Below are 25,570 nucleotides of genomic sequence, written 5' to 3'. Positions count from 1 at the left end.
GCCGCCTTGACCGTGCGCTAGGTTGCGAAGGATCGGAGGAGGTTCCACCATGCGTCGCATCCTGGCTCCCCTGGCTCTGGCCGGCATGCTGTCCCTGACCGGCTGCCAGAACCCGGACGGCTCGACCGACTGGGGCAGCACCCTGGCGCTGGGCGCCGGTGCCGGCCTGGCCGCGGGTCTGATCGCGGGCTCGCTGAACGACGATGACGACCGCCGGCATTACCGCCGCCCGTCGCGCGGCCATGGCTACGGCCGCGGGCACGGCTATGGCCGCCCTTCGCATGGCTACGGCCATGGTGGCTATGGCCATGGCGGCTATGGCAGGCGCTGGTAGCGGCCTCAGCCGGCCAGCCTCTGACGCGCCAGGGTGGCGAAATAGGCCGCGCCCAGGGGCAGCAGCCCGTCCTGGAAATCATAGGCCGCGTTGTGCAGCGGCACGCCGCCCGTCTCGCCCGCCAGCCCGCTGCCCAGGAACATGAAGTTGCCCGGCACGCGCTCCAGGAAGGCGCCGAAATCCTCCGAGGCCAGGACGGGCGCGCAATCCCCCTCCGCCCCCTCTGCTCCCTCTGCTCCCGCCACGGCACGCGCGGCATCCAGGGCCCAGGCCGTCTGCGCCGCGCTGTTCACGGTCGGGCGGAACTCGCGCGTGTAGAGGAAGCGGTGCCCCGCCCCATGCGCCTGGCAGAGGCCGGCGGCGATGGCCGCCATGCGTGCCTCGATCATGGCGCTGACGGCGGGGTCGAAGCTGCGCGTGTCGCCGCGCAGCGTCACCCGCCCGGGCAGCACGTTGCGCTGCCCGTCGGTCAGGAACTCGGTGACCGAGACCACCGCCTGCGCCACCGGGTCCAGCCGCCGCGCGACAATGCCCTGCAACGCCAGCACGATCTCGGCGCCGACCACCAGCGGATCGAGCCCCATATGCGGCCGCGCCGCATGGGTGCCGACGCCCTCCACCACGATCTCGAAATTGTCCTCCGCCGCCATCAGCCCGCCGGGGCGGGTGGCGAACCGGCCGAAGGGCAGGCCCGGCATGTTGTGAAGCCCGTAGACCTCGTCGAAGGGGAAGCGCTCCAGCAGGCCGTCGGCCAGCATGGCGGCGGCGCCGCGGCCATGCTCCTCGGCGGGCTGGAAGATCAGGTGGACCGTGCCGTGGAAATCCGGCCGCGCGGCCAGTTCGCGCGCCGCGCCGAGCAGCATGGCCATGTGCCCGTCATGCCCGCAGGCATGCATCCGCCCCGCATGGCGCGAGGCATGGGGCCGGGCCACCGCCTCGGCGATCGGCAGCGCATCCATGTCGGCCCGCAGCGCGATGGCGCGCGGGCCGCCGGTGCGAGGCGCCCGGCCCGCCTGCAGCGTGCCGACCACGCCGGTGCCGCCCACCCCCGCCGCCACCGACCAGCCCATCTCCGCCAGCCGGGCGGCGACGAAGGTGGCCGTCTCATGCTCGGCGAAGCCCAGCTCCGGGATGGTGTGCAGGTGGCGGCGCCAGGCCACGAGGTCGGCGGCTGCGGCGGTCATGGGCATGGGTCTCCTGGCGGGCGGCGGAGGCCCCTCCCCCGCCCGCCCAATGGCGCGGCCTTCTGGCTCAGCCCGTGGGGATGCCCAGGGCCGCCAGGGCATCCTTGCCCTGTTTCCAGAAATCCTCAATCTGCGCCTGCCAGACCGCCCGGCCCGCCACACTCTCGGCCGACTGGCCGGAGCTGCTGAGGTAGGTCTGGTAGACCGGCGTCTTCATCGCCTTCACCAGCCCGTCCGACAGCTTCGCCACGCGGTCCTCCGGCGTGCCCTTCAGCACGCAGAAGCCACGGGTGGTGGCGGCGGTGAAGTCGATGCCCAGCTCCCTGGCCGTCGGCACGTCGGGCGCGGAGGAGACGCGGCTGGCGGCCAGCACCATCAGCGGCTTCACCTCGCCGGCGCGGATCTGCGCCTCCGCCTCGGCGAAGTTGAGCAGGCCGATGTCGATGTTGCCGCCGACCACGTTCACCACGATGTCGCCGCCGCCGCGGAAGGGCACGGCGGCGTGCTGGATTCCGGCCGCCTTGGAGAAGCCCGCCACCGCCACATGGTCCACGCTGCCGGCATGGGTGATGCCGAAGCGCAGCGGCCGCTTCTGCCCCACCGAGGCCAGCTCGTCGGCCGAGCGCAGCGGGCTGTCGGCCCGCACCATGACGAATTGCGGGTCCTCCGTGGCGCGGGCGATGCCGACGATGTCCTCGATCTGCACCGGCGGCGACTTGCTGCGCAGCATGGTGATGAGGTGGGTCTGCGTGATCAGCAGCAGGGTGTGGCCGTCCTTCGGCCGGCTGGCGGCATAGGCCAGGGCGGCGGCGCCGCTGCCGCCGGTCTTGTTCACCACCGTGAAGTCCATCCCCAGCACGGCGGGGGCCTGGGCCGTCATCATGCGTGCGGTGATGTCGGTGCCGCCGCCGACGCCGGCATGCGTCACCACCTCGATCGGGCGGCTGCCGAAGGCGGGCTGGGCGCGCAGCAGGGCGGGGGCGGCCAGCAGCCCCGCGCCCAGGGCGCCGAGCCCGGTCAGCGCCCGGCGGCGGCTCCAGGCGCCGGGGGTGGTGTCATCCGGCGGAATCCTCGTCTCGAACATGGTCTTCCTCTCCTCGCGCGGCCGCTTCGCCGGGCCGCTTCTGGCCGGGGGGCTCGGTGCCCCCGGTTGGGGTGGAGGTGGCGAAGCGCCGCTTGCCACCCCGGATATGCGCCTCGCCCGCCACACGCGCCGCGGCGCCATCGCCGTCGGTCAGGGCGCGCAGGATCTTGGCGTGCTCGGCATTCGACTCGCGCATGTTCTCCCGCACCACCAGGGCGCGGCGGCGGAACAGCGTCAGCTCCTTGCCCAGGTCGTCGTAGAGGCGGACGGCGCGGCTGCTGCCGCCCATGCTCATCAGCGCGGAATGGAAATCGAGGTTCAGCGCGTAGTAGCGGGCGGCGTCATCGGCCTCGGCCGCCGCCTCCATGCCCCGCACCATGGCCTCCAGCGTGGCGATCTGCTCCGGCGTGGCGCGGCCGGCCAGGCGCTCGCAGGCATAGCCGGTGAGGGCCACGCGCAGGTCGTAGACATCCATCGCCTCCTCGGCGCTGAGCTGGCGCACGAAGGAGCCCTGGTTCACCACCGTCACCACCAGGCCGGAGCGGTCCAGCCCGCGCACCGCCTCACGCACCGGCCCGCGGCTGACGCCGAGCCGCGCCGCCAGCGCCTGCTCGTTCAGGCGCGTGCCCGGTGGTATCTCCCCCGACAGGATCATGCGCTCCAGCTCGTCGGCGACGAGCGAGGCGAGCGACTGGGTGCGGACGATGTGGAGCGGGGAGACGGAGCTTTCGGCCATGGGGACCAAACTGCCAAATCCGCCCCCCTTCTGTCTACTGTCAGCAACGGACACCGGATGTCCTCTGTTAACAGTTTGCACAAGGCTGAACGGGTGCTAGCCTCCCGCTCCAGGGAGAACACATGATGACGCATGCCCACCCCAAGGCTTCCACGGCCCTCTCGCGCTTCACCGTGCTGGACCTGACGCGGGTCCGCTCGGGGCCCACCTGTGTCCGCCAGCTGGCCGACTGGGGCGCGGAGGTCATCAAGATCGAGATGCCCGAGGGCATCGACGCTGGCGACCCGATGGGCGGCCCGCGCCAGGGCCCGGATTTCCAGAACCTGCACCGCAACAAGCGCGGCATGACGCTGAACCTGAAGAACCCGGACGGCGTCGCCCTGTTCAAGCGCATGGTCGAGAAGGCGGACGTGGTGGTGGAGAATTTCCGCCCCGACGTGAAGTCCCGCCTCGGCATCGACTACGAGGCGCTGGCGGCGGTCAACCCGCGCATCATCCTCGCCTCAATCTCCGGCTTCGGCCAGGACGGGCCCTATGCCAACCGCCCCGGCTTCGACCAGATCGCGCAGGGGATGGGCGGTCTGATGTCGATCACCGGCCTGCCGGGCCAGGGGCCGGTGCGCGTGGGCATCCCCATCGCCGATCTCTGCTCGGGGCTGTTCGCCGCGCAGGGCATCATGGTGGCGCTGCTGGAGCGCGAGGTGAGCGGCAAGGGCCAGTGGGTGCAGACCTCGCTGCTGGAAGCGCAGATCTTCATGCTGGACTTCCAGGCGGCGCGCTGGCTGCAGGCGGGCGAGGTGCCGAAGCAGGCCGGCAACAACCACCCCACCAGCATCCCGACGGGCGTGTTCAAGACCCGCGACGGGCACATGAACATCGCCGCCTCCGGCCAGCGTATCTGGGAGCGGCTCTGCCAGGTGCTGGGCAAGACGGAGTGGACGCAGGACCCGCGCTTCGCCAGCGGCAGCACCCGCAGCCAGAATCGCGACGCGCTGAACGCCGAGATCGAGGCCGTCACCGTCACCGATGACAGCGCCGCCTGGGTTGAGAAGCTGAACGCCGCCGGCGTGCCCTGCGGCCCGATCTACGCCATCGACCAGATGTTCGCGGACCCGCAGGTGAAGCATCTGGGCATCGCCCGCCACCTGAACGGCGGCAGCAACGCGGCGCAGGATTATGTGGGCCAGCCCTTCCGCCTCAGCCGCACGCCGAGCGAGGTGGTGAGCCACCCCCCCGCCCTGGGCGAGCACACCGACGCCATCCTGGCCGGGATGGGCCTCTCGGCCGAGGAGATCGCCGCGCTGCGCGCCCGCCAGGTGGTCTGAGCCACCGCGGCATGGCCGGTGCGGCGCCCTGCGCGCCGCACCGGCCAGGGGCGGCCGGGAGAAGGCCGCCCACCGGCCTGCGGCCTCCCGGCGATTCGCCAGGCCGCTTCATCGCCCTTGAGGATCAAGGGACGATGAACTTCGCGGAAGCAGCGGTGATCCTCGCCGGCCATGTGCTGAACGTGGATGGCGGCTTCAGCGCGGCCGGCGTGCTCTACGATCCGGCCGAAGGCGCCTGAGGGCGGTCCGCCCTGCCCCTGTAGGGGCAAGGCGGGGCCGCTACTCAGTCCTTGAGGTCGGCCGGCACCTTGCCGCCATTCTCGGCCAGCTTGCGCATCACCTGCTTGTGCAGCCAGATGTTCATGCTGGCGGAGTCACCCATGTCGCCGGAATAGTCCAGCTCGCGCGCCAGCGCCTTGCGGTTCTCCAGGCTGCTGTCCAGCCCGAGCAGCTTCATCAGGTCGACGATGGAGGTGCGCCAGTTGAGCGACTGGCCGTTCTTGGCGGCCATGTCGTTCAGCACCGCCTCCACATCCACAGGCTCGGCCGGGGCGGTGGCGACGCCCGGGGCCGGCGTCGCCGCCGCGGCGCCGCTCGGCATGGCGGAGACCGGGCCGGGCGGGGTGGTGGGAGCCGCGCTGGGGGTGGCGGCGGAACCGGCGGGGATGTCGGCGGCGGAGGGCTTCGGCTGCTCGTCGGCCACCGGGGCGGTGGCGGCGGGCTCCGCCGCCTGGGGCTTGCGGCCCGTGATCTTGGACAGGATGGAGCCGAAGATGCTCATGCGCGGGAATTCCTTGTTGCCGGGTTCGGGATTGGGTCCGGGAACCCCTTAACGCGCCCCGGCCCCGGCAGTTGTCCGCCGCTCGCCCTGGCCCCTCTCGCCCTGGCACCGGATCGGCCCATGGCACCCTTGCCCCGTTCAGCGCCCGGTGCGATTGTCCGCGCCACCCTGTCGCCAGAATGTCCCGGCCGCCTCTCCTGCGGCCCTGGCGGCGAACGCAGGCGTCCAGACGAGGATCAGCATGGCCAAGATCAAGGTGAAGAACCCCGTCGTCGAGCTCGACGGCGATGAGATGACCCGCATCATCTGGGGGTTCATCAAGGACAAGCTGATTGTCCCCTACCTGGATGTGGACCTGAAGTACTACGACCTCGGCATCGAGTACCGCGACCAGACCGATGACCAGGTGACGGTCGACGCCGCCAACGCCATCAAGCAGTACGGCGTGGGCGTGAAGTGCGCGACCATCACGCCCGACGAGGCGCGGGTGAAGGAGTTCGGCCTGAAGAAGATGTGGAAGTCCCCGAACGGGACCATCCGCAACATCCTCGACGGCACCATCTTCCGCGAGCCGATCATCTGCCAGAACGTGCCCCGCCTGGTGCCGCACTGGTCGAAGCCGATCGTCGTCGGCCGCCACGCCTATGGCGACATCTACCGCGCGGTGGAGATGAAGGTGCCCGGCGCCGGCACGGTGAAGATGACCTTCACCCCCGAGGGCGGCGAGCCGCAGGAGATCGGCCAGTTCGACTTCAAGGGTGCCGGTGCCGCGATGATGCAGCACAACCTGAGCAAGTCGATCGAGGGCTTCGCCCGCGCCTCCTTCAACTACGGCCTGGCGCGCAACTACTCGGTCTACTTCAGCCACAAGAACACCATCCTGAAGGCCTATGACGGCACCTTCAAGGACATCTTCCGCGCCATCTACGACGCCGAGTTCAAGGCCGAGTTCGAGAAGCGCGGCCTGACCTACGAGGACCGCCTGATCGACGACATGGTGGCCTCCGCCCTGAAGTGGGAAGGCGGCTACATCTGGGCCTGCAAGAACTACGATGGCGACGTGCAGTCCGACATCGTGGCGCAGGGCTTCGGCTCGCTCGGCCTGATGACCTCGGTGCTGCTCTCCCCGGACGGCAACACGGTTGAGTCGGAAGCCGCCCACGGCACGGTGACGCGCCACTACCGCGAGCACCAGAAGGGCCGCGAGACCAGCACCAACCCGATCGCCTCGATCTTCGCCTGGACCCGCGGCCTCGCCTATCGCGGCAAGTTCGACGGCACCCAGGACGTCACCGACTTCGCCAACGCGCTGGAGCAGGTCTGCATCGAGACCGTCGAGAGCGGCCACATGACGAAGGACCTCGCCGTGCTGATCGGCAAGGACCAGCCCTGGCTGAACACCCAGAACTTCCTGGCCAAGCTGGACGAGAACCTGAAGAAGAAGATGGGCCTCTGAGGCTCCCGCCCTTGCGGGCCTGACGCGGGCGGGCGCCTTCATGGCGCCCGCCCTTTTTCATGGCCGCCGCTTTCGCCGCGGCGGCGGGCAACGCGAGCGCGGGCTGTGCGCTTCATCCCTCAGCCGGGACGGGCCGCGCGCATACCGCCGCCTCCGCCCGCGCGGGGAGGAACGGCCGGCGCCATGGACAGCATCATCGGTTTCCTGAACACCATCTTCTGGGACTATGTCCTGATCTATGGCCTGCTGGCCGTGGGCGCCTATTTCACGCTGCGCCTCGGCTTCCTGCAGATCCGCCACTTCCCCGAGATGCTGCGCGCCGTCAGCGGCTCCCGCGCAGCGGACCGCGCGGGCATCTCGCCCTTCCAGGCGCTGTGCACCAGCCTTGCCTCGCGCGTCGGCACCGGCAACATCGCGGGTGTCGCAGTGGCGCTGCAGCTGGGCGGACCCGGCGCCATCTTCTGGATGTGGCTGGTGGCGCTGCTCGGCATGGCCACCGCCTTCGCCGAGAGCAGCCTGGCGCAGCTCTACAAGATCCGCGACGGCGAGGGGCAGTATCGCGGCGGGCCGGCCTTCTACATCGCCCGCGGGCTCGGCGCGCCCTGGGCGGGGGCGCTGTTCTCGGCCTGCCTCATCCTCTCCTTCGGACTGGTGTTCAACGCCGTGCAGGCCAATTCCATCGCCGATGCCATGGAGGGCGCCTTCGGCCTGCCCAAGCCCGCCACCGGGCTCGGGCTGGCGGTGCTCTCGGGCGTCATCATCTTCGGCGGCATCGGGCTGATCGCGCGCGTGGCCTCGGTGGTGGTGCCCTTCATGGCGGTGGCCTATCTGGCGGTGGCGCTCTACGCGGTGCTGTCCCACGCGGGCGAGGTGCCGGCGATGCTCGGCCTCATCTTCCGCAGCGCGCTGGGGCTGGAGCCGGCGGCGGGCGGCGTGGCCGGCGCCATGGCGGCCGCCATGCTGAACGGCGTGAAGCGCGGCCTGTTCTCCAACGAGGCCGGTATGGGCAGCGCCCCCAACATCGCCGCCGCCGCCACGCCCGACCCGCACCACCCGGCGAGCCAGGGCTTCGTGCAGGCGCTCGGCGTGTTCATCGACACGCTGCTGATCTGCACCGCCACGGCGCTGCTGATCCTGCTCTCCGGCACGCTGGACCCGGCCGGCGGCCCCACCGGCACCCAGCTTACCCAGGCGGCGATGGAGGCGCATATCGGCGCCGCCGGCCCCTATTTCGTGGCGGTGGCCATCTTCTTCTTCGCCTTCACCTCGATCATCGGCAACTACGCCTATGCCGAGAGCGCCCTCACCTTCCTCGGCGGCAATGGCCGGCTGGGCCGCGCGGTGCTGCGGCTGGCGCTGCTCGGCATGGTGTTCTGGGGCGCGATGGAGAGCGTGGCCAGCGTGTTCAACGCCGCCGATGCCTCGATGGGGCTGATGGCCACCATCAACCTCGTCGCCATCCTGCTGCTCTCCGGCCAGGTGGCACGGCTGACGCGCGACTATCTGGAACAGCGCAAAGCCGGCCAGCTGCCGGTGTTCCTGGCGCAGAGCATGCCGGAGGTGGCGCCGCACATCGATGCACGCATCTGGTCGCGCCGCACGGCGGAGGGGAAGGAGTAGCCTCCCCTCAGCGGCCGGCCTCGTTGCGCGCGATGCCGGCCCACGCCGCCACGGCCAGCACCAGCAGCGCCACCCCGGCCAGCGCCACGGGCAGGCTGGTGAGCCGCGCGGCGAAGCCGATCAGCGCCGGGCCGGCCAGCAGCCCGGCATAGCCCAGCGTCGCCACCGCGGCGATGGCGGTGCCGGGCGCCACCCCCGGCAGCCGGCCCGCGGCGCTGAACAGCAGCGGCACGGCATTGCCGATGCCAAGCCCCACCAGCACGAAGCCCAGCAGCGCCCCCCAGGCCTGCGGCACCACCACCACCACGGCCAGCCCCAGCGCCGCCAGCAGCGCCCCGCCCCGCAGCAGCCGCACCGGCCCGAGCCGGGCGTTCAGCGCGTCGCCCGAAAGCCGGGCCGCCGCCATCGCCACCGAGAAGGCGCCGAAGCCGAGCCCGGCCAGCGCCACCTCCATGCCGCGCTGCTGCACCAGGTAGACGGCGCTCCAGTCGATCATCGAGCCCTCCGCCAGCAGCATGATGAAGCAGAGCAGCCCGAAGGCCAGCACCGGCCCGCGCGGCAGGGCGAAGCCATGGCCATCGCCCGGCCGGTCCTCGGCGCGCGGCAGCAGGGCGCGGGCCTGCGCCGCCAGCAGCGCCATGGCCGCCGCGCCCAGGGCCAGCGCCGCCGCCACCGGCGAGAGGCCGGCACGCAGCATCAGGCTGACGGAGACCGCCCCCAGCAGGCCGCCGATGCTGAAGATGCCGTGGATGGAGGACATGATGGGCCGCGTGCCTTTCGCCTCCACCGCCACCGCCTGGGCATTCATCGCCACGTCCATCAGCCCGTTGGCGGCACCGAAGGCGAACAGCGCCAGGGCCAGCAGCGGCGCCCCCGCCGCGGGCGAGTCGGGCGCCAGCGCCAGCAGCGGCAGCAGCGCGGCGAAGGCCAGCCCGGCCGCGATGCTCACCGCCCGGCTGCCATGCCGCGCGATCAGCATTCCCGCCAGCGGCATGGCCAGGATCGCGCCCGCGCCGAGCGCCAGCAGCACCAGGCCGAGCTGCCCCTCATCCAGCCCCAGCCGCGCCTTGGCCAGCGGCACCAGCGGCGCCCAGCCCGCCAGCACTGCGCCATTGACCAGGAAGACAAGGCGGATGGCCAGCCGCGCCGCGCGCGGGTCGGGGGGAATCGGCATGAAGGGTCCCGGCGGATGGTTGCGCCCTGGCTTCGCCCGCCAGGCCGCCCGCCACAAGCCACGCCTGGAGGGCTGCGGCAGGGGTCACGGCAATGCTATGCAGCGGGTCATGCTCCTGCCGCTGACCGCCCTCGACTGGCTCGCCCTCGCCGTCTTCACCGCCTGCTGGATCGGCTATTCCGCCGTGGTGGACCGGGTGCCCAGCATCCGCGCCCGCAGCGTCATCGCCGCGATGGACGAGCACCGCCGCCGCTGGATGCGGCAGGTGCCGGAGCGGGAGAACCGGATCGCCGATATCAGCATCATCGGCAACCTGATGACCTCCACCTCCTTCCTGGCAAACACCAGCATCTTCATCCTCGGCGCGCTGGTGGCGATACTGGGCACGCCGGATCTCGGCCGCCGCGTCTTCGGCGCCGTGCCCTTCGCCGAGGTGCCGCCCGACGACGCGGCCTGGGAGATCCGGATCTTCCTGCTCATCTTCATCTTCGTGCGCGCCTTCTTCGAGCTGACCTGGGCGCTGCGGCAGTTCAACTACTGCAGCATCTGCGTGGGTGGGCTGGACCGCACGGCGGCGGCCATCCCGCACGCGCTGGTGGCGGCCGAGGTGGCCAACCGCGCCGCGCGGCACTTCAACACGGGGCTGCGCGCCTATTATTTCGGGCTGGCCGCGCTGGCCTGGATCCTGCACCCCGTGGCGCTGATCCTGAGCAGCCTGCTGGTGCTGCGGGAACTGCACCGGCGCGAGTTCCGCTCCGTGGTGCGCGACGCCCTCGCCCAGCCGGCGGACCAGCCACCCCGCGCGGACTAGCCGGCCCTGCGACGGTGCCGGCCTTTACAGCCCGGCCCGCCGGGCCTTCCCTGCGCGGCATGAGAACCTTTCCGGCCGCGGCTTTCCTGCTGGCCACGCTGTCGGTGGCGGCGCCGGCCGCCGCCCAGCCCCTGCGCGATGCCGCCACCGGCCTCGCCGTCGATCCGCCGCCCGGCTATGCCGCGACACCCATGGCGGTGCAGGGCGCGCAGCAGGCCCGCATGGCGGTGCGCCGCCCGCAGGACAGCGACACCGGCTGCCAGGTTGCCTTCGTGCCCGCGCCGCAGAACGAATCGCTGCGCCAGGAGGACCTGAACCGCCTCGCCCGCGCGCCGGGATGGCAGCGCGTGCTGATGGCCACGCTCCAACCGCTCTACAACGTGATCAGCGTGGAAGCCTTCGCCCACAGCGGCCTTGAAGGCGTCCTGCTGGTGGCCGATTTGCGCCCGCGGCCCGACCTTCCGCAACGCGGCCAGGAATTGCGCACGCTTTTTGCTATCGTGGAAACGCCTCGCGGCCGCACCACAACTGTATGCACAGAAGAGAAGACGCGCTTCGCAACCAGGCGTAGCGAATTCGAGGCGGTTGCACGAGGCGTCGTGCCGCCCCGCTGAGACGGCCCTGACCACGCTGTGACCGGCCATGCCTCCTGCTCTTCTTGCCAAGCTTCGTTTGGCTTCCCCATTGTGACGGAATTGTTTCAGGACAATGGCGGGCAGGACGGCCCGGCCTGACAATCCGTGGTCCGGAATGTGCCGAGCAAAACCGGACCATGGCGGCGCAACACGCAGCCCAGAATGCGGGCCCAAGGATAAGAACGGGTATGCTGCAGGCGTTGGACCTCTGGGTTCTCCACTTCTTCAACGGCTTTGCCGGCGAGAGCTTCGCCGCCGACCGGATCATCTTCACCCTGACCAACAATCACCTGTTCAAGACGGCGCCCTTCGTCGCCGCTTACTGGTGGATGTGGTTCACCGACCTCGGCCCCCGCCGGCGGGACGGCCGCTATCTGGCCTTCGCCGGGCTGGGCGGCGCCATCCTGGCCGCGCTGCTCTCCCGCCTGGTGCAGAACGTGATGTGGGAGCGGCCGCGCCCCATCCACAACCTCGACCTGGGGATCAACGCGCTGCTGGGGCTGGAGGAAGGCTACCTGGCCAACTACAGCTCCTTCCCCAGCGATAACGCGGCCATGACCTTCGCCATGGCGCTCGGCATCTTCATGGCCTCGCGCAGGCTGGGCGCGCTGGCCTTCCTGTGGGCGCTGGTGGTGGCCTGCATCCCGCGCGTCTATGCCGGCTTCCATTATCCCAGCGACATCCTGGGCGGGGCGGTGCTGGGGCTGGCGGTGGCGGCGCTGGTGATCCGCTCGGGCCTCACCCGCCGGCTGTTCGAGGGGGCGCTGCGCTTCCAGCGCCTCTCGCCCGGCCTGTTCTACGCGGCCGGGTTCGTCGCCACCTACCAGGTGGTCACCTTCTTCGATGCCACGCGGGAGCTGGGGCAGAAGGTCGCCTCGCTGGTGGAGATCCTGCTCTGATCAGCCGGCGGCGCCGGGGTCGCCCGGCGCCGTCTCCCAGCCAAGGCCCACCAGCGCCAGGATGCGCCGCCCTTGCGCGTCCGGCCGCAGCACGATGGCCCCCTGCTCCTCCATATAGGCCAGCACCCGCCGCGCCCGCCCCACGGAGCGCGTGCCATAGGCCTGGGCGATGGCCGCATCCGGCGGGCAGGGCAGCCGCTCCAGCGCGGCGCGGGCCAGCATCAGGAACACGCCCTGCATGTCCTCCGGCAGGGCGCCGGCGCGGGCCTCGGCCTGCTGCCATTCCTCGCCCTCCGCCGCCTCGGCGCTGATGCCGGCGCGCGCCACCGCCAGCATGCGGCGGAAGGCGGGGATCTCCGGCGGCTTGCCGGGCACGGCATGGATGCGCAGCCGCACCAGGAAATCCTGGTACAGCACGGAGGTGCTGCGGAAGGACGCCTCCGGCTCCGCCAGCACCTGACGCAGGATCTCGTCGAGCCTCCGCTTGCGGGCGGCGCGTTCCTCGGGCGTCGGCTCCGGCTCGGCGCGCGGGGCGGGCATGGTGGGGCGGGCCTGGGCGAGCTGGGTCAGGATGTCGGGCGGCGGCGGCGCGGGGGCGCGGCGCGGCGGCGGGCGCGGCGCCTCGGGTTCCGCCGTGGCGGCCAGGATCAGCTCGCGGGCATCCTCCGGCGCGGTCTGCGGCAGCGGCACCAGCCCCGGGTTGGTGCCGCGCGATTCCGTCTCCACCGGCCCGATCTGGATGGCCAGCGGCCGGCGGGAGAGCGCCGGGCCGAGCGCCACGAAGCTGCCGCGCGGCAGGTCGCGGAACATCTCCGCCTGGCGGCGCTCCATGCCCAGCAGGTCGGCGGCGCGAGCCATGTCGATGTCGAGGAAGGTACGGCCCATCAGGAAGTTGCTGGCCTCGGCGGCCACGTTCTTGGCCAGCTTGGCCAGGCGCTGCGTGGCGATGATGCCGGCCAGCCCCCGCTTGCGCCCGCGCGACATCAGGTTGGCCATGGCGCCGAGCGAGGCGCGGCGCGCCTCGTCCGACACCTCGCCGGCGGCGGCGGGGGCGAAGAGCTGTGCCTCGTCCACCACCACGAGCATCGGCGACCAGTGGTCGCGCTCGGCATCGAACAGCCCGCCGAGGAAGGCGGCGGCGTGGCGCATCTGGCCGTCCGCGTCCAGCCCCTCGAGGTTCAGCACCACCGAGACGCGGTGCGCCCGCACGCGGTCGGCGGCGCGCTGCAAGGCGCCTTCGGTGTGCTGGGAGGCGTCGATCACCAGATGGCCGAAGCGGTCGGCCAGGCTGACGAAATCGCCCTCCGGGTCGATCACCGCCTGCTGCACCCAGGGGGCGGACTGCTCCATCAGCCGGCGCAGCAGGTGCGACTTGCCGGAGCCGGAATTGCCCTGCACGAGAAGACGGGTGGCGAGCAGCTCCTCCAGGTCGAGCATCCCCGCCTGCCCCGCCGTCGTCCTGCCCATGTCGATGCCGACCGTCATTCCACTGTCATCCCGGGCTCCGCCTGTTCAGGGCGCGGAGCTATAGCGGATCGGGGCGCGCGGGGCACGGCGCGGGGCGCGGAAAATGCGGCCCTACGCCTCCGGCCCGGCCCATGGCCGCCGGCCGAGCGGCGCGGAGAAGCGGAGCAGGTAGCCATCCGGGTCCTGCACCAGGAACTGCCGCACGCCGAGCTCGGCTTCCCCGGCCCGGTACCATTTCTCCTCGGGCGGCATGAAGAGCGGCCAGCCCTCATGCTCCAGCGCCTCCAGGACCGGCGCGAGGGTGGGCACCGTGATCTCCAGGTTCAGCCCCCGGCCGAGCGGCGCCTCCAGCGGGCCGGTGATCCAGTTCCTTCCCCTGCCCCATTCCTCCAGCATGACCTGCGCGCCGCCGCGGTCGAGATAGGCGAAGCCTTCCTCGGGCCGCGCATAGGCCACCCGGAAGCCGCACAGGTCGCGCCAGAAGCGCAGGCTGGCCCCGAGGCTGGCGACCAGCAACTCGGGCACCAGGACGGCGCGGGGGAAATCCTCTTCCGGTGCGGCGGGCATGGGGTTCGCTCCTGGCCCCCGGCACGGGAGCAGCCCATCTGCGCGGGCCCGGCGCCGGGCGTCAACTCAGAGGAAGCCGATCCATCGTCCCGCCAGCACGGCGAGCGTCCAGACCAGCAGCGAGAGCAGCGCCGCCACGCGCAGCGCGGCGCCCGTCTCGCCCTCCGCCAGGGCGCGGCGCCAGGGGGCGCCGCGGTGCAGCGCCAGCGCGTTCAGCGTGCCGGCCAGCACCAGGGCCAGCTTGATCTGGAAGGCGGCGTTGCCGAGATAGGCGCCGGGCGAGACGCTGAACAGCAGCAGCCCGGTGAGCAGCGCGAAGCCCAGCCCCCACCCCGCCATCCGCGCCAGCGGCCCGGCCAGATGCGGCAGCGGCACGCCGCGGAACACCCCCAGCAGCCGCAGGTCCAGCGTGACGATGGCGCCCAGCAGCACCCCAATCGACAAGATGTGCGCCGCATTGGCCAGCGGATAGGCGATGGCCGAGCGCCGCAGCGCGGCACCCGGCCAGGCCGCCAGGGCCTCGATCCATTCCAAGGCCGCGCCCTCAGTTGCCGCGGATGCGCTCCGGATAGATGTCGTAGATGCGGTCGGCGGTGCGCAGGCGCACGGCCTTCATCCGCTTCTCGTCGCCCTCGCGGGCGCGGTTGCCGATGGCGGTGATGCTGTCGCCCACCTTGGCCGAGCCTTCGGCGAAGCCCGCCCGCTGGGTCTGCGAGGGATTGCCGAGTTCCACGGTCCAGACGCCGTTATCCGCGGTCTCCACCCGCAGGGTGGGGTGCGGCGGGCCGATCCGCACCTCGCGGACGGTGCCGCGCAGCTCCATCTGCTCCGATTCCGCCCAGGACCAGCCATGATGCGCGGCCGCCCCGGAGGCGCCGAGCACCATCATCGCGAAGCCACCTGCCAGGCGTGGCAGCAGCCGGTTCGTCGCCATGTCTCTCCCTCCCGTTTCCCGGCCGGACGGAACCTGTCCGGCCAGGCTTATCTGGGGCGGCGGCGGCTCATGTCGACAGGGGGCGGGGGCGCAGCGTGCCCAGCGCCACGCCGCCCAGCACCAGCGCCATGGCCACGGCGTGGTAGCCATGCAGGCTCTCGCCCAGCAGCGTGGCGCCCAGCGCCAGCGCATAGGCCGGGATCAGGTACATGGACATGCTGGCCCGGGCGGCGCCGACCTGGCTGACGACGCGCGCAAAGGCGCCATAGGCCCCCACCCCCGCCACCAGCCCGAGGAACAGCATGCCCCAGACCGCCCGCACGCCCAGATGCGGCACGCCGAGGCTGGACCATTCCAGCAGCATCAGCGGCGCCATGCCGAGCGCGCCGCCCGCCGCCACCGCCCACAGCAGCAGCAGCGGCGGCAGCGCCACCGGGCGGTGCCGCAGCAGCGCCGTGTAGCCGGCCCAGGCCAGGATGGCGAAGAACATCAGCGCGTCGCCCGGGTTGAACTCGAGCCGCAGCAGCGCGGCAAGATCGCCCCGGAAGGTGGCGACGGCGATGCCGGTGAAGGCGCAGGCGATGCCCGCCACCACGGAGAGCCGCAGCCGCACCCCCCAGACAACCCGCTCGATCAGCGCCACCAGCAGCGGCGACATGGCGGCGATGAGGGCGATGTTGCCGGCGCTGGTATAGGCCGCCGCGCCGTATTGCGGCGCCACGCTGACCACGCCGCCGAGCAGCGCCAGGAGCGCCAGCACGCCGGGCGGCGCCTGCCGCAGCGCGCCCTGCCGCAGCGGCGCCCACACCACCGGCAGCAGCACCAGCGCCGCCACCAGCCAGCGGCCAAAGCCCAGCGTCACCGGCGGTACGGAGCCGCTCAGCCAGCGGGCCGCCACCATGTTGCTGGCGAAGAGCAGCGGCGCGCAGAGGAACAGGAACACCAGGACCCAGCGTGGCCCGGAGGGGCTGTTGGCGAGCGATGATGCCAGACGCATGGCTGTGGCCTCGGCGTTGATCCGTGGCCACAGGGTAGGGAATTTGCGTCAGGCGTTCTTACCGAAGTAGGCGGCGGCGGGGGCGCGATTCAGAAGCCCCTTCTGTCTTTTCCCGAAAAACAGAAGATATTTCCGCGCTCACGCCCCGGAGAGGCAGGCTGTTCCGCAAAACAGCCCTGCCTCCCCGGCCTCAAGCCGGGCGGAACTCGGCTTCGACCGCATCCATGGCCCAGTCCACCCAGGGCAGCAGGGCGCGCAGGTCGTCCGTCTCCACCGTGGCGCCGCCCCACAGGCGCAGGCCGGGCGGGGCATCGCGATAGGGCGCCACGTCCAGCCCGGCCCCCTCGGCCTCCAGCCGCGCGGCGAGGGATTTCGTGGCGCGGGCCTGGATGGCCTCGTCGAGCGCGGCGAACCACGGCGCCACCAGCTTCAGGCAGATGGAGGTGCAGGAGCGGGTCTCGGGCCGCTCGGCCAGGAAGGCGAAGCGGTCCTGCCCCGCCACCCAATCCGCCACGGCGGCGAGATTGGCCTCGGAGCGCGCCACCAGCGCCGGCAGGCCGCCGATGCCCTCAGCCCAGCGCAGCCCATCCAGCGCATCCTCGACGCAGAGCATGGAGGGGGTGTTGATGGTGTCGCCCTGGAAGATGCCCTCGATCAGCCGGCCGCCCTTGGTCAGGCGAAAGATTTTTGGGAGCGGCCAAGCGGGGCTGTGGGATTCGAGGCGCTCCACCGCGCGCGGCGAGAGGGCCAGCATGCCATGCGCCGCCTCGCCGCCCAGCACCTTCTGCCAGGACCAGGTGACGACATCGAGCTTCCGCCAGTCCAGATCCATGGCAAAGGCGGCGGAGGTGGCATCGCAGATGGCGAGCCCTTCGCGCTCCGCGCTGATCCAGCCGGCATCGGGCAGGCGCACGCCGCTGGTGGTGCCGTTCCAGACGAAGACGCAATCCCGCGCCGGGTCCACCCGCGCGAGGTCGGGCAGCTGGCCGTAGGGCGCCTGGATCAGCCGCACATCCGGCAGGCGGAGCTGCTTCGTGATGTCGTTGGCCCATTCGGCGGAGAAGCTTTCCCAGGCCAGCACATCCACCCCGCGCGGCCCCAGCAGCGACCACAGCGCCATCTCCACCGCCCCCGTGTCCGAGGCCGGCACGATGCCGAGGCGCCAGCCCTCCGGCATGCGCAGCACGGAGCGGGACAGGGCGATGACCTCGGCCAGCCGCGCCTTGGGGTCCTTCGCGCGGTGGCTGCGGCCGAGCAGCGCGCCCTCCAGCGCCGCCAGCGACCAGCCCGGCCGCTTGGCGCAGGGGCCGGAGGAGAAGCACGGATTGGCCGGGCGGCGGGTCGGCTTGGGGTGGGGCTGCGCCATGCGATGGAACTCACTGCTTCAGGAAGGCGGGGCGGGTTTGCGCCCGCCGGCCGCCACGATCAAGCGGGCGGCAGCACCACGCTGCCGCGGGCGTAGAGCACGGCGTGCCCGCCCATGCGGATACGCTCCCCCGCCCGCTCGCACCACAGCGTGCCGCCGCGCGCGCTGGCCTGCCGGCAGACCAGCCGCTCCCGCCCCAGCCGCTCCGCCCAGAGCGGCACAAGCTGCACATGCGCCGCCCCCGTCACCGCATCCTCGTTGATGCCGACACGAGCGGCGAAGTAGCGCGAGACGATGTCGTGCACCCCGTCATCCCCCGGCGCGGTGGCGATGACGCGGGAGCCGGCGGCGCCGGGGTCCGGCAGGGTGGCGATGCGGTTGTGGTCCGGCGCCAGGGCGCGCACCGTCTCGGCCTTGTCGAACAGGCAGATCCAGTCCCGCGCCTTCCACACCTCGCGCGGCACGGCGCCGAGCGCGGCGGCGAGGCCCTGCGGCGCGCAGGCGGCGCGGCGCGGCGGGTTCGCCGGGAAGTCCAGCACGAAGCGCTCCCCTTCCCGGCTGACACCGAGGATGCCGGAGGCGGTGCGGAAGCGCAGCGCCCCCTCCTGCCCCATCTCGCTGGCCAGGATGAAGGCGGTGGCCAGGGTGGCGTGGCCGCAGAGCGCCACCTCGGTGATGGGGGTGAACCAGCGCAGATGCCACTGGCCCGGGCCATCGGGGACGAAGAAGGCCGTCTCGCTGAGATTGTGCTCGGCCGCCATGGCCTGCATCAGCGCATCCGGCAGCCAGGCATCGAGCGGCACCACGGCGGCGGGGTTGCCAGCGAAGGGGCGCTCGGCGAAGGCATCGACCTGATAGACCGGGACGCTGCGCGGCAGCCGGTCAGGCGGCGGGGTGGTGGGCGGGGGCGGCAGGCTCATGGCGGCTTGGTCCGGGCGTTGTCGCGGCCCAGCTTGCCCGAGCCATGCCGCAGGCGCGAAGGCGGCGCCGCGTCATGCCAGGGTTGCGAGTCGCGCCGGGTCCAGCGTCACCGCGTGGTTCAGCGGCCCGTGGCCACGGCCGAGGCCGGGCGCGGAGCGCAGCGCCGCCTGCACATAGGCGCGGCCGCGCGCCACCGCGTCCCGCATCGGCATCCCCTGCGCCAGCCCGGCGGCGATGGCGGAGGCCAGGGTGCAGCCCGTGCCATGGGTGTGGCGGCTGTCGATGCGCGGGCTCTCGAAGGTCTCGATGCCCTCGGCGGTGGCCAGCACGTCCACCAGCGTCTCGCCCGGCAGGTGGCCGCCCTTCAGCAGCACGGCGGGGGTGCCCATCGCCAGCATCCGCCGTGCCGCAGCCTTCATCTCCTCCACGGTGGAGACCGGCTGGCCGGTGATGACCTCGGCCTCCGGCAGGTTGGGCGTCAGCAGGGCGGCGAGCGGCAGCAGGCGGCGGCGCAGCGTCTCCACCGCCTCCGGCGCCAGCAGGGCATGGCCGCCCTTGGCCACCATCACCGGATCGGCGACGAGCGGGATGCCGCGCCCATGCGCCGTGACCGCGTCGCACACCGCCTCAATGGTCGGCACATCGGCCAGCATGCCGGTCTTCAGCGCGTCGGCGCCGATATCCTCGAGGCTGAGGCGGATCTGCAGGCGGATGAAATCGGGCGGCACGCCATGGACGGCATGGACGCCCAGCGTGTCCTGCGCCGTCAGCGCCGTGATGGCGGTGGCCGCATAGGCGCCGAGCGCCGTGCAGGCCTTGATGTCCGCCTGGATGCCGGCGCCGCCCCCGGAATCGGAGCCGGCGATGATAAGGACGCGCCCCCGCATCACGCGCCGCCCTCCACCGTGGCGTCGGGCGCGGGGCGCTCGGCCACGGCGCCGGCGGCGGCGCGGGCGCGGATCAGCGCGGCCAGGCCCTGCACCGTCTCCTCCACCAGCGCCTCCTCCTCCGCCTCGGCCATCACGCGGATCACCGGCTCGGTGCCGCTGGCGCGGATCAGCACCCGGCCGCGCTGGGCGAGCCGCGCCTCGGCGGCGGTGATCGCCTCCTGCACGGCGGCGTCCTTCAGCGGGCTCACGCCGGCGTAGCGGACATTCACCAGGCGCTGCGGCAGCGGCGTAAAGCAGCGGCAGATGGCGCTGGCCGGCCGCCTCTCCTCCGCCAGCACGGCCAGCACCTGCAACGCGGCCACCAGCCCGTCGCCCGTGGTGCCGAAATCGCTCAGGATCATATGGCCGGACTGCTCGCCGCCGAGGTTGCAGCCCGTCTCGCGCATCCGCTCGGAGACGTAGCGGTCCCCCACCTTGGTGCGCAGCAGCTCCAGCCCCTGCCCCTTCAGGAAGCGCTCCAGCCCGAGATTGGACATGACGGTGGCCACCACCGCCTTGCCGTGCAGCCGCTTCTGCTTCGCCCAGGATTGCGCCACCACGGCCAGGATCTGGTCGCCATCGATGATCTGGCCCTTCTCGTCGGCCAGCACCAGCCGGTCCGCGTCGCCATCGAGGGCGATGCCGAGATCGGCGCGGCGCTCGCGCACCAGCTCCGCCATGCGGGCGGGGGCGGTGGAGCCGCATTCGCGGTTGATGTTGAAGCCGTCCGGCGCAACGCCCACCGGCACCACCTCGGCGCCCAGCTCCCACAGCACGGTGGGCGCCACCTTGTAGGCGGCGCCATTGGCGCAATCGACGACGATGCGCATGCCGGCGAGGCTGCGGCCCTTGGGGAAGCTCGCCTTCACCGCCTCGATGTAGCGGCCCGGCGCATCCTCCAGCCGGCTGGCGCGGCCGAGGCGGGAGGGGCCAACGAGCTGGGCGGAGAGATCGCCCGCCATCAGCGCCTCGATCTCCGCCTCCTCGGCATCGGAGAGCTTCAGCCCGTCGGGGCCGAACAGCTTGATGCCGTTGTCCTCGAACGGGTTGTGGCTGGCCGAGATCATCACGCCGAGGTCGGCCCGCAGGGAGCGCGTCAGCATGGCGATGGCGGGCGTCGGCAGCGGGCCGACCAGCACCACGTCCATGCCCGCGCCGACGAAGCCCGCCGTCAGCGCCGGCTCCAGCATGTAGCCCGAGAGGCGCGTATCCTTGCCGATGACGACGCGGTGCCGGTGGGCGCCGCGATTGAAGAAGCGGCCGGCGGCCTGGCCGAGGCGCAGCGCCGTGGAGGCGTCCATCGGCGCCCGGTTGGCGACACCCCGGATGCCGTCCGTGCCGAACAGGCGGCGCACCGCTTCACTCATGCCGGGCTTCCTCTCCAATCCCCGTGGGTTGCTGTAGCGGCGCCGGGAGGCCGCGCGCAAGCGAGGCCGCCCTCAGCCCAGTTCGGCCGCGGCGCCGTCGGTGCAGGCCCGCCACATGCGCAGCGCCTGCACCGTCGCGGCCACGTCGTGCACGCGCAGGATGCTGGCCCCCGCGCTGGCCGCGGCCTGGGCCACGGCCAGGCTGCCGGCCAGCCGCCCGGCCGCCTCCTCCACCCCCGTCACCTGGCCGATGAAGCGCTTGCGCGAGGCGCCGACCAGGATGCGGCAGCCGATGCCCGCCAGCAGCGGCAGGCGCTGCATCAGCAGCAGGTTCTGCGCCCCCGTCTTGCCGAAGCCGAGGCCGGGATCGATGGCGATGCGCCCGCGCGGGATGCCCAGCGCCTCGGCCGTCTCCACCCGCTGGCGCAGGAAGCGGGCCACCTCCAGCACCACATCGGCGTAGTTCGTCTCCTGCTGCATGCGGCGCGGGTCCAGCACCGGCATGTGCATCAGCACCACCGGCGCCCGCGCCTCCTGCACCACCTGGATGGAGGCGGGCTCCTGCCGCAGCGCGGTGACGTCGTTGATGATCTCGGCCCCCGCATCCAGGGCGGCGCGCATGGTGGCGGGGTGGCGGGTGTCCACGCTCACCACCGCCGCCTTGGCCAGTTCCCGCACCACGGGCAGCACCCGCGCCATCTCCTCCTCCGGGCCGACGGGCGGGGCGCCGGGGCGGGTGCTCTCGCCGCCGATGTCGAGGATGTCCGCCCCCGCCTCCAGCATGGCGTGGCCGGCGGCGATGGCGGCGCGCGGGTCGAGGTGCTGGCCGCCATTGGAGAAGCTGTCGGGCGTGGTGTTGAGGATGCCCATCACCAGCGGGCGGTCGTTCGGCAGGCCGGCGAAGGGCAGAGGGCGGCGCGTCAGCGGCGGCAGCAGCGCCTCCCAGCCATCGCCGGGCAGTTCCGCGACGGGGTGGATGCCGAGGTCCCGCCCCTCCTCGATCAGCCGCGCCAGCGGGAAGGCGGCGGGGCCGCCGGCCAGCGGCAGGGCGTGCCCGTCGCGCACCGCCTGGAGTGCCACCGGCCCATGCAGCAGGCCGGCCGGCTCGATCCAACGTTCGACCATCTTCCCGTCCCTCGCGACCGGCCAAAGAAAAAGGGCCCCGTCTCCGGAGCCCTTTCCTTATCGCAGCTTCCCGCCGCAGGACCAGGGGCGCCTCAGGCGCCCGGCTGCGGCGCCGGGTTGCCGAAGCCGCCCGGCCGCGTCGGCCGGCCGGAGCTGGGCACGCTGCCGCGGCCGGCGGCGGTCGGCTCGTCGGGGCGGTTGCGCACCACCGGCTCGCCCTTGATCACCTGCCGGATCTCGTCGCCCGAGAGGGTCTCGTATTCCAGCAGGCCCTTGGCCAGGGCGTGCAGCTCCTCGATGTTGGTCTGCAGCGTGTGCTTGGCGCGGGCATAGGCGTCGTCGATGATCGCCCGCACCTCGCTGTCGATCTCCCGCGCGGTGGCCTCCGAGACGTTCTTCGACTGCGTCACGGAGTGGCCGAGGAAGACCTCCTGGCTGTTGTCGCCATAGGCGATCATGCCGAGCTTCTCGCTCATGCCCCACTCGGTGACCATCATCTTGGCCTGGTTGGTGGCCATCTTGATGTCGCCCGAGGCGCCGTTGGAAACCTTGTCCGCGCCGAAGATCAGCTCCTCGGCGACGCGGCCGCCCATGGCCATCGCCAGCTCCGCCTTCAGCTTGCTCTTGTGCTTGCTGTAGCGGTCGCCCGCGGGCAGGGACATGACGAGGCCCAGTGCCCGGCCGCGCGGGATGATGGTGGCCTTGTGCACCGGGTCGCATTCCGGCTCGTGCAGGGCGACGAGGGCATGGCCGGCCTCGTGATAGGCCGTCATCTTCTTCTCGTCGTCCGACATCACCAGGCTGCGGCGCTCGGCGCCCATCAGCACCTTGTCCTTGGCCATCTCGAACTCGTGCATGCCGACGGTGCGGCGGCCCGAGCGGGCGGCCAGCAGCGCCGCCTCGTTGACGAGGTTGGCGAGGTCGGCGCCCGAGAAGCCCGGCGTGCCGCGCGCAATGGTCTTGGGATCGACGTCGGACGCCAACGGCACCTTCCGCATGTGGACGCGGAGGATCTTCTCGCGGCCCGACACGTCGGGGTTCGGCACCACCACCTGGCGGTCGAAGCGGCCGGGGCGCAGCAGCGCCGGGTCCAGCACGTCCGGCCGGTTGGTGGCGGCGATGAGGATGACGCCCTCATTCGCCTCGAAGCCGTCCATCTCCACGAGCATCTGGTTCAGGGTCTGCTCGCGCTCATCGTTGCCGCCGCCGAGGCCGGCGCCACGATGGCGGCCCACCGCGTCGATCTCGTCGATGAAGATGATGCAGGGGGCGTTCTTCTTGCCCTGCTCGAACATGTCGCGCACGCGGCTGGCGCCGACGCCCACGAACATCTCGACGAAGTCGGAGCCCGAGATGGTGAAGAAGGGCACATTCGCCTCGCCGGCGATGGCGCGGGCGAGCAGCGTCTTGCCGGTGCCGGGCGGGCCCACCAGCAGCACGCCCTTCGGGATCTTGCCGCCGAGGCGCTGGAACTTCTGCGGGTCGCGCAGGAAGTCCACGATCTCCTCCAGCTCGCCCTTCGCCTCGTCGATGCCGGCCACGTCCTCGAAGGTGACGCGGCCCTGCTTCTCGGTCAACAGCCGGGCGCGGCTCTTGCCGAAGCCCATGGCCCGGCCGCCGCCGCCCTGCATCTGGCGCATGAAGAAGATCCAGACGCCGATCAGCAGCAGCATCGGGAACCAGGAGAGGAGGTAGTGGAAGAGCGGGTTGACGTCGCTCTCCTCCGGCTTGGCCACCACCCGCACGCCCTTGTCGGTCAGGCGGCTGACCAGGGCGGGGTCCTCGGGCGTGTAGGTGCTGAAGGTGCGGCCGTCCGAAAGCTGCCCCGTGAGGGTGCGGCCCTGAATGGTCACGTCCCGCACCCGGCCGCCATTCACCTCGTTCAGGAAGTCGCTGTAGGCGACCTGCTGGCCGGTCTGGCGGGTGGAGGAAGAAGGTTGAAAGAGATTGAACAGCGCCACGAGCAGCAGCGCCACGATCACCCAGAGCGCCAGATTGCGGCCGAAATTGTTCACCGTGCGGTTCCCATCCGTGTGCCGGCCCGAGGAGGCATCCTGGCCCAGCGCCATGACAAGATAGGGCGCCCGGCACCATTCTGAAACCTTGCCGCGCACGTCATCTTGCACAGACGTTATTTATAGGCGCACAACGGCCCGCCAGAGGGAGCAAAATCGGCAGCCACCGGCCATCCGAGGCCGAGCGGCGGGACCGAGACCGCCTCCCCGCCCCTCCACAGCGCCGGCAGCCCGGCCAGCACCCGCGCCGGCAGGCCACGCCGCACAGCGCGCGGCAGGGCCGCCGCCCCTGCCCTGCCCAGCGCACCGAGCCACAACCCCTCCTCTGCCTCCGGCGCCTGCCAGGTGGCCCGCAGGCGCCAGCGGTCATCCCACATCGCCCCCGGTGCGGCCGGAACCGGCGGCGCGCAGGCGGCGGGCTCCCGGCACAGCACCCCGTCCGACCACAGAACCCCGTGCAGCGTGCCCTGCCCACGCGACAGCAGGGCCCGCACCGCCGCCGAAGCCGGAGCGTGCTCGGCGCCAGAGAGCAGCCGCAGCAGCGCCGCCAGGGCGGAGGCCGCCACCGCGTCCCGGCCCAGCGCCGCCGCGTCCAGCCGCGCCCAGCCTTCCGGGGCCAGATGGAGAGCACCGGCGAGGCGCTCCGCCACCGCCGCCTCCTGCTGCGCGCGGCGCCGGGCGAAGGCCGCCGCCGCCCCGGCCAGAGCGGCGACGCGCGTTCCGGTGCCATCCGGGTCCGCCAGGGCGGCGCGCAGGGCGACGCGCGTGAAGCGCGGATCGGCATTGGAGGGGTCGCGCAGCGGGGAGAGGCCCTCGCGCCGCAGCAGCGCCTCCAGCGCCACCGGGGGGAGGCCCAGCAGCGGGCGCAGGATCACCGCCGCCTCCGCCGCGCGCCAGGGCGCCATGCCGGCGAGGCCCGCCGCGCCGCTGCCGCGCAGGGCGCGGAACAGCACCGTCTCCGCCTGGTCCATGCGGTGCTGGCCGAGCAGCAGCCAGGGGCGGCCGAGCGCGCCGCAGCGCGCCAGCATCGCCGCGAGGCGGCCCGCCCTGGCGCGCTCCTGCAAGGCGGGGCCACGCGGCAGGCCCAGGGTCAGGATCTCGGAGGCGATGCCGCGCCCGGCCAGGGTGCGGGCCGTCCAGGCGGCCTCCGCCGCGCTCCCGTCGCGCAGCCCGTGATCGACGATGAGCGCCAGCGCGTCGCCGCCGCGCGCGGCGCAGAAGCGCGCGGCCAGCAGCGCCAGGGCCAGGGAATGCGGGCCGCCGGAGACGCCCACCGCCATCCGAGGCGCAGGGCCGAAAGGCCCGAGGGCGCCAAGCCGAGCTTCGAAATCCGGGGTGCCGGCGGCGCCCCCGCTTTCCAGGATCAGCGGCAGCCGCCGCGCTTGCGGGCCTCGGCGGCGCGGTCGGCGAGGCCGCCGGACAGGCGCGGGAACTCGCTGCGCAGGTCATCCAGCGTGGCGCAGGCCTCGCGCTTGGCGCCGAAGCCCAGGAAGGAATTGGCCAGGCCCAGCATCGCCTCGGGCGCACGGCCGCTGCTGCGGTTGCGGCGATAGGCGTCGTCATAGGCCAGGGCGGCGTTCTGGAACTCCCGCTTGCCGAGCAGGGCATCGCCCAGGAGGATCTGGGCATCCTGCGCGCGGGCGGTGTTGCGGGCGGCGATCACCTCGCGCGCCGCGGCCTCGGCGGCGCCGTAGTCGCGGCGGGAAAGCGCCGTCTGGCCATCGGCCAGGGTGCGCTCGGCGGTGCGCGGCGCCGCCGAGGCCGCGGCGCGCGAGGTGATCGCCGCCCGCAACACCGCCCGCGCGCAGGATGCCCAGATCCTCCTGGGCGATGCCCTGCTCGG

The 25,570-nt window shown here is 72.4% G+C and carries 24 protein-coding genes and 1 pseudogene; 7 read left to right on the top strand and 18 right to left on the bottom strand.

Annotated elements, in window-relative coordinates; genetic code table 11:
* Positions 1-49 precede the first annotated feature (49 nt).
* Complete coding sequence (locus ACFOY6_RS00125; RefSeq protein WP_379648205.1) at positions 50-334, top strand: hypothetical protein; 285 nt, start codon at positions 50-52, stop codon at positions 332-334.
* A 5-nt stretch (positions 335-339) separates the two neighbouring features.
* On the opposite strand, the gene ACFOY6_RS00120 is transcribed toward ACFOY6_RS00125, so the two are convergent.
* The 3 genes from ACFOY6_RS00120 to ACFOY6_RS00110 form a co-directional block, all read right to left on the bottom strand.
* Positions 340-1,518: an amidohydrolase gene (locus ACFOY6_RS00120; protein ID WP_379648203.1), complete on the bottom strand. Its 1,179-nt coding sequence runs from the start codon at positions 1,516-1,518 to the stop codon at positions 340-342.
* Between the two features lie 67 nt (positions 1,519-1,585).
* Positions 1,586-2,602 (bottom strand): Bug family tripartite tricarboxylate transporter substrate binding protein, encoded by a 1,017-nt coding sequence (locus ACFOY6_RS00115; RefSeq protein WP_379648201.1) that lies wholly within the window; start codon positions 2,600-2,602, stop codon positions 1,586-1,588.
* The gene (locus ACFOY6_RS00110; protein ID WP_109515289.1) at positions 2,574-3,338 is read right to left on the bottom strand and encodes a GntR family transcriptional regulator; all 765 of its coding nucleotides are present in this window, start codon (positions 3,336-3,338) and stop codon (positions 2,574-2,576) included. Before ACFOY6_RS00110 ends, ACFOY6_RS00115 begins: the two co-directional genes overlap by 29 nt.
* 125 nt (positions 3,339-3,463) lie before the next feature.
* On the opposite strand from ACFOY6_RS00110, the gene ACFOY6_RS00105 reads away from it, so the two are divergent.
* A complete protein-coding gene (locus ACFOY6_RS00105; RefSeq protein WP_379648198.1) occupies positions 3,464-4,663 on the top strand; it encodes a CaiB/BaiF CoA transferase family protein in 1,200 nt (399 codons plus the stop codon).
* Between the two features lie 283 nt (positions 4,664-4,946).
* Here the strand turns inward: ACFOY6_RS00105 and ACFOY6_RS00100 are convergent, their stop codons facing one another.
* On the bottom strand, positions 4,947-5,444 hold the full coding sequence (locus ACFOY6_RS00100; RefSeq protein ID WP_109515288.1) for a DUF3597 domain-containing protein: 498 nt from the start codon (positions 5,442-5,444) through the stop codon (positions 4,947-4,949).
* Between the two features lie 241 nt (positions 5,445-5,685).
* On the opposite strand from ACFOY6_RS00100, the gene ACFOY6_RS00095 reads away from it, so the two are divergent.
* Together ACFOY6_RS00095 and ACFOY6_RS00090 are read left to right on the top strand one after the other, a co-directional pair.
* On the top strand, positions 5,686-6,900 hold the full coding sequence (locus ACFOY6_RS00095; protein WP_109515287.1) for an NADP-dependent isocitrate dehydrogenase: 1,215 nt from the start codon (positions 5,686-5,688) through the stop codon (positions 6,898-6,900).
* Between the two features lie 183 nt (positions 6,901-7,083).
* Positions 7,084-8,520: an alanine/glycine:cation symporter family protein gene (locus tag ACFOY6_RS00090; RefSeq protein WP_379648196.1), complete on the top strand. Its 1,437-nt coding sequence runs from the start codon at positions 7,084-7,086 to the stop codon at positions 8,518-8,520.
* A gap of 7 nt (positions 8,521-8,527) precedes the next feature.
* On the opposite strand, the gene ACFOY6_RS00085 is transcribed toward ACFOY6_RS00090, so the two are convergent.
* Positions 8,528-9,694 carry an MFS transporter gene (locus ACFOY6_RS00085; RefSeq protein WP_379648194.1) on the bottom strand — a complete coding sequence of 389 codons (1,167 nt, stop codon included), beginning with the start codon at positions 9,692-9,694 and terminating at the stop codon, positions 8,528-8,530.
* A gap of 109 nt (positions 9,695-9,803) precedes the next feature.
* Between ACFOY6_RS00085 and ACFOY6_RS00080 the strand changes: the two genes are divergently transcribed.
* The 3 genes from ACFOY6_RS00080 (at position 9,804) to ACFOY6_RS00070 (ending at position 12,039) form a co-directional block, all read left to right on the top strand.
* Positions 9,804-10,505 (top strand): DUF599 domain-containing protein, encoded by a 702-nt coding sequence (locus ACFOY6_RS00080; protein WP_379634580.1) that lies wholly within the window; start codon positions 9,804-9,806, stop codon positions 10,503-10,505.
* Between the two features lie 104 nt (positions 10,506-10,609).
* Entirely contained in the window at positions 10,610-11,119 is a 510-nt protein-coding gene (locus ACFOY6_RS00075; RefSeq protein ID WP_379648192.1) for a hypothetical protein, read from the top strand.
* A 209-nt stretch (positions 11,120-11,328) separates the two neighbouring features.
* Positions 11,329-12,039: a phosphatase PAP2 family protein gene (locus ACFOY6_RS00070; protein ID WP_181377964.1), complete on the top strand. Its 711-nt coding sequence runs from the start codon at positions 11,329-11,331 to the stop codon at positions 12,037-12,039.
* Here the strand turns inward: ACFOY6_RS00070 and ACFOY6_RS00065 are convergent, their stop codons facing one another.
* The 13 genes and pseudogenes from ACFOY6_RS00065 to ACFOY6_RS00005 all read right to left on the bottom strand — a co-directional run.
* On the bottom strand, positions 12,040-13,524 hold the full coding sequence (locus ACFOY6_RS00065; protein WP_379648190.1) for a helicase HerA domain-containing protein: 1,485 nt from the start codon (positions 13,522-13,524) through the stop codon (positions 12,040-12,042).
* A 93-nt stretch (positions 13,525-13,617) separates the two neighbouring features.
* A complete protein-coding gene (locus ACFOY6_RS00060) occupies positions 13,618-14,073 on the bottom strand; it encodes a bleomycin resistance protein (RefSeq protein ID WP_379634589.1) in 456 nt (151 codons plus the stop codon).
* A 66-nt stretch (positions 14,074-14,139) separates the two neighbouring features.
* The gene (locus tag ACFOY6_RS00055) at positions 14,140-14,607 is read right to left on the bottom strand and encodes a DUF6644 family protein (RefSeq protein ID WP_379648187.1); all 468 of its coding nucleotides are present in this window, start codon (positions 14,605-14,607) and stop codon (positions 14,140-14,142) included.
* Between the two features lie 10 nt (positions 14,608-14,617).
* A complete protein-coding gene (locus tag ACFOY6_RS00050) occupies positions 14,618-15,007 on the bottom strand; it encodes a DUF6152 family protein (RefSeq protein ID WP_379634593.1) in 390 nt (129 codons plus the stop codon).
* Positions 15,008-15,074: 67 nt separating this feature from the next.
* Positions 15,075-16,004 (bottom strand): DMT family transporter, encoded by a 930-nt coding sequence (locus ACFOY6_RS00045; RefSeq protein ID WP_379648185.1) that lies wholly within the window; start codon positions 16,002-16,004, stop codon positions 15,075-15,077.
* Positions 16,005-16,194: 190 nt separating this feature from the next.
* Positions 16,195-17,370 (bottom strand): phosphoserine transaminase, encoded by a 1,176-nt coding sequence (locus tag ACFOY6_RS00040; protein WP_379634601.1) that lies wholly within the window; start codon positions 17,368-17,370, stop codon positions 16,195-16,197.
* A 59-nt stretch (positions 17,371-17,429) separates the two neighbouring features.
* The gene (locus tag ACFOY6_RS00035; protein WP_379648183.1) at positions 17,430-18,290 is read right to left on the bottom strand and encodes a PhzF family phenazine biosynthesis protein; all 861 of its coding nucleotides are present in this window, start codon (positions 18,288-18,290) and stop codon (positions 17,430-17,432) included.
* Between the two features lie 72 nt (positions 18,291-18,362).
* Positions 18,363-19,178, bottom strand: coding sequence for a bifunctional hydroxymethylpyrimidine kinase/phosphomethylpyrimidine kinase (thiD, locus tag ACFOY6_RS00030; RefSeq protein ID WP_379634605.1), 816 nt, complete (start codon positions 19,176-19,178; stop codon positions 18,363-18,365).
* A complete protein-coding gene (gene glmM, locus ACFOY6_RS00025) occupies positions 19,178-20,587 on the bottom strand; it encodes a phosphoglucosamine mutase (RefSeq protein WP_379648181.1) in 1,410 nt (469 codons plus the stop codon). The genes thiD and glmM overlap by 1 nt, the downstream gene beginning before the upstream one ends.
* 72 nt (positions 20,588-20,659) lie before the next feature.
* Entirely contained in the window at positions 20,660-21,712 is a 1,053-nt protein-coding gene (folP, locus tag ACFOY6_RS00020; RefSeq protein ID WP_379648179.1) for a dihydropteroate synthase, read from the bottom strand.
* A gap of 92 nt (positions 21,713-21,804) precedes the next feature.
* Entirely contained in the window at positions 21,805-23,727 is a 1,923-nt protein-coding gene (gene ftsH, locus ACFOY6_RS00015; RefSeq protein ID WP_109515469.1) for an ATP-dependent zinc metalloprotease FtsH, read from the bottom strand.
* 116 nt (positions 23,728-23,843) lie between these two features.
* Positions 23,844-25,007: a tRNA lysidine(34) synthetase TilS gene (tilS, locus tag ACFOY6_RS00010; protein WP_379648177.1), complete on the bottom strand. Its 1,164-nt coding sequence runs from the start codon at positions 25,005-25,007 to the stop codon at positions 23,844-23,846.
* 83 nt (positions 25,008-25,090) lie between these two features.
* Positions 25,091-25,570: pseudogene (locus tag ACFOY6_RS00005) on the bottom strand (hypothetical protein); the annotation flags it as partial.

Source organism: Teichococcus aestuarii (assembly GCF_042651065.1).
In the GTDB taxonomy this organism is placed as follows: Bacteria; Pseudomonadota; Alphaproteobacteria; order Acetobacterales; family Acetobacteraceae; genus Pseudoroseomonas; species Pseudoroseomonas aestuarii.
This window is presented reverse-complemented; position numbering and strand designations above follow the sequence as displayed.

Excerpts from the sequence above, each read along its gene's own strand:
- tilS (WP_379648177.1), bottom strand. The coding sequence starts at position 25,007 with ATGGCGGTGGGCGTCTCCGGCGGCCCGCATTCCCTGGCCCTGGCGCTG.
- ACFOY6_RS00045 (WP_379648185.1), bottom strand. The coding sequence starts at position 16,004 with ATGCGTCTGGCATCATCGCTCGCCAACAGCCCCTCCGGGCCACGCTGG.
- ACFOY6_RS00065 (WP_379648190.1), bottom strand. The coding sequence starts at position 13,524 with ATGACGGTCGGCATCGACATGGGCAGGACGACGGCGGGGCAGGCGGGG.
- ACFOY6_RS00110 (WP_109515289.1), bottom strand. The coding sequence starts at position 3,338 with ATGGCCGAAAGCTCCGTCTCCCCGCTCCACATCGTCCGCACCCAGTCG.
- ACFOY6_RS00100 (WP_109515288.1), bottom strand. The coding sequence starts at position 5,444 with ATGAGCATCTTCGGCTCCATCCTGTCCAAGATCACGGGCCGCAAGCCC.
- thiD (WP_379634605.1), bottom strand. The coding sequence starts at position 19,178 with ATGCGGGGGCGCGTCCTTATCATCGCCGGCTCCGATTCCGGGGGCGGC.
- ACFOY6_RS00115 (WP_379648201.1), bottom strand. The coding sequence starts at position 2,602 with ATGTTCGAGACGAGGATTCCGCCGGATGACACCACCCCCGGCGCCTGG.
- ACFOY6_RS00040 (WP_379634601.1), bottom strand. The coding sequence starts at position 17,370 with ATGGCGCAGCCCCACCCCAAGCCGACCCGCCGCCCGGCCAATCCGTGC.
- folP (WP_379648179.1), bottom strand. The coding sequence starts at position 21,712 with ATGGTCGAACGTTGGATCGAGCCGGCCGGCCTGCTGCATGGGCCGGTG.
- ACFOY6_RS00095 (WP_109515287.1), top strand. The coding sequence starts at position 5,686 with ATGGCCAAGATCAAGGTGAAGAACCCCGTCGTCGAGCTCGACGGCGAT.
- ACFOY6_RS00125 (WP_379648205.1), top strand. The coding sequence starts at position 50 with ATGCGTCGCATCCTGGCTCCCCTGGCTCTGGCCGGCATGCTGTCCCTG.
- ACFOY6_RS00080 (WP_379634580.1), top strand. The coding sequence starts at position 9,804 with ATGCTCCTGCCGCTGACCGCCCTCGACTGGCTCGCCCTCGCCGTCTTC.
- glmM (WP_379648181.1), bottom strand. The coding sequence starts at position 20,587 with ATGAGTGAAGCGGTGCGCCGCCTGTTCGGCACGGACGGCATCCGGGGT.
- ACFOY6_RS00050 (WP_379634593.1), bottom strand. The coding sequence starts at position 15,007 with ATGGCGACGAACCGGCTGCTGCCACGCCTGGCAGGTGGCTTCGCGATG.
- ACFOY6_RS00060 (WP_379634589.1), bottom strand. The coding sequence starts at position 14,073 with ATGCCCGCCGCACCGGAAGAGGATTTCCCCCGCGCCGTCCTGGTGCCC.
- ACFOY6_RS00090 (WP_379648196.1), top strand. The coding sequence starts at position 7,084 with ATGGACAGCATCATCGGTTTCCTGAACACCATCTTCTGGGACTATGTC.
- ACFOY6_RS00105 (WP_379648198.1), top strand. The coding sequence starts at position 3,464 with ATGACGCATGCCCACCCCAAGGCTTCCACGGCCCTCTCGCGCTTCACC.
- ACFOY6_RS00085 (WP_379648194.1), bottom strand. The coding sequence starts at position 9,694 with ATGCCGATTCCCCCCGACCCGCGCGCGGCGCGGCTGGCCATCCGCCTT.
- ACFOY6_RS00070 (WP_181377964.1), top strand. The coding sequence starts at position 11,329 with ATGCTGCAGGCGTTGGACCTCTGGGTTCTCCACTTCTTCAACGGCTTT.
- ACFOY6_RS00035 (WP_379648183.1), bottom strand. The coding sequence starts at position 18,290 with ATGAGCCTGCCGCCCCCGCCCACCACCCCGCCGCCTGACCGGCTGCCG.
- ACFOY6_RS00120 (WP_379648203.1), bottom strand. The coding sequence starts at position 1,518 with ATGACCGCCGCAGCCGCCGACCTCGTGGCCTGGCGCCGCCACCTGCAC.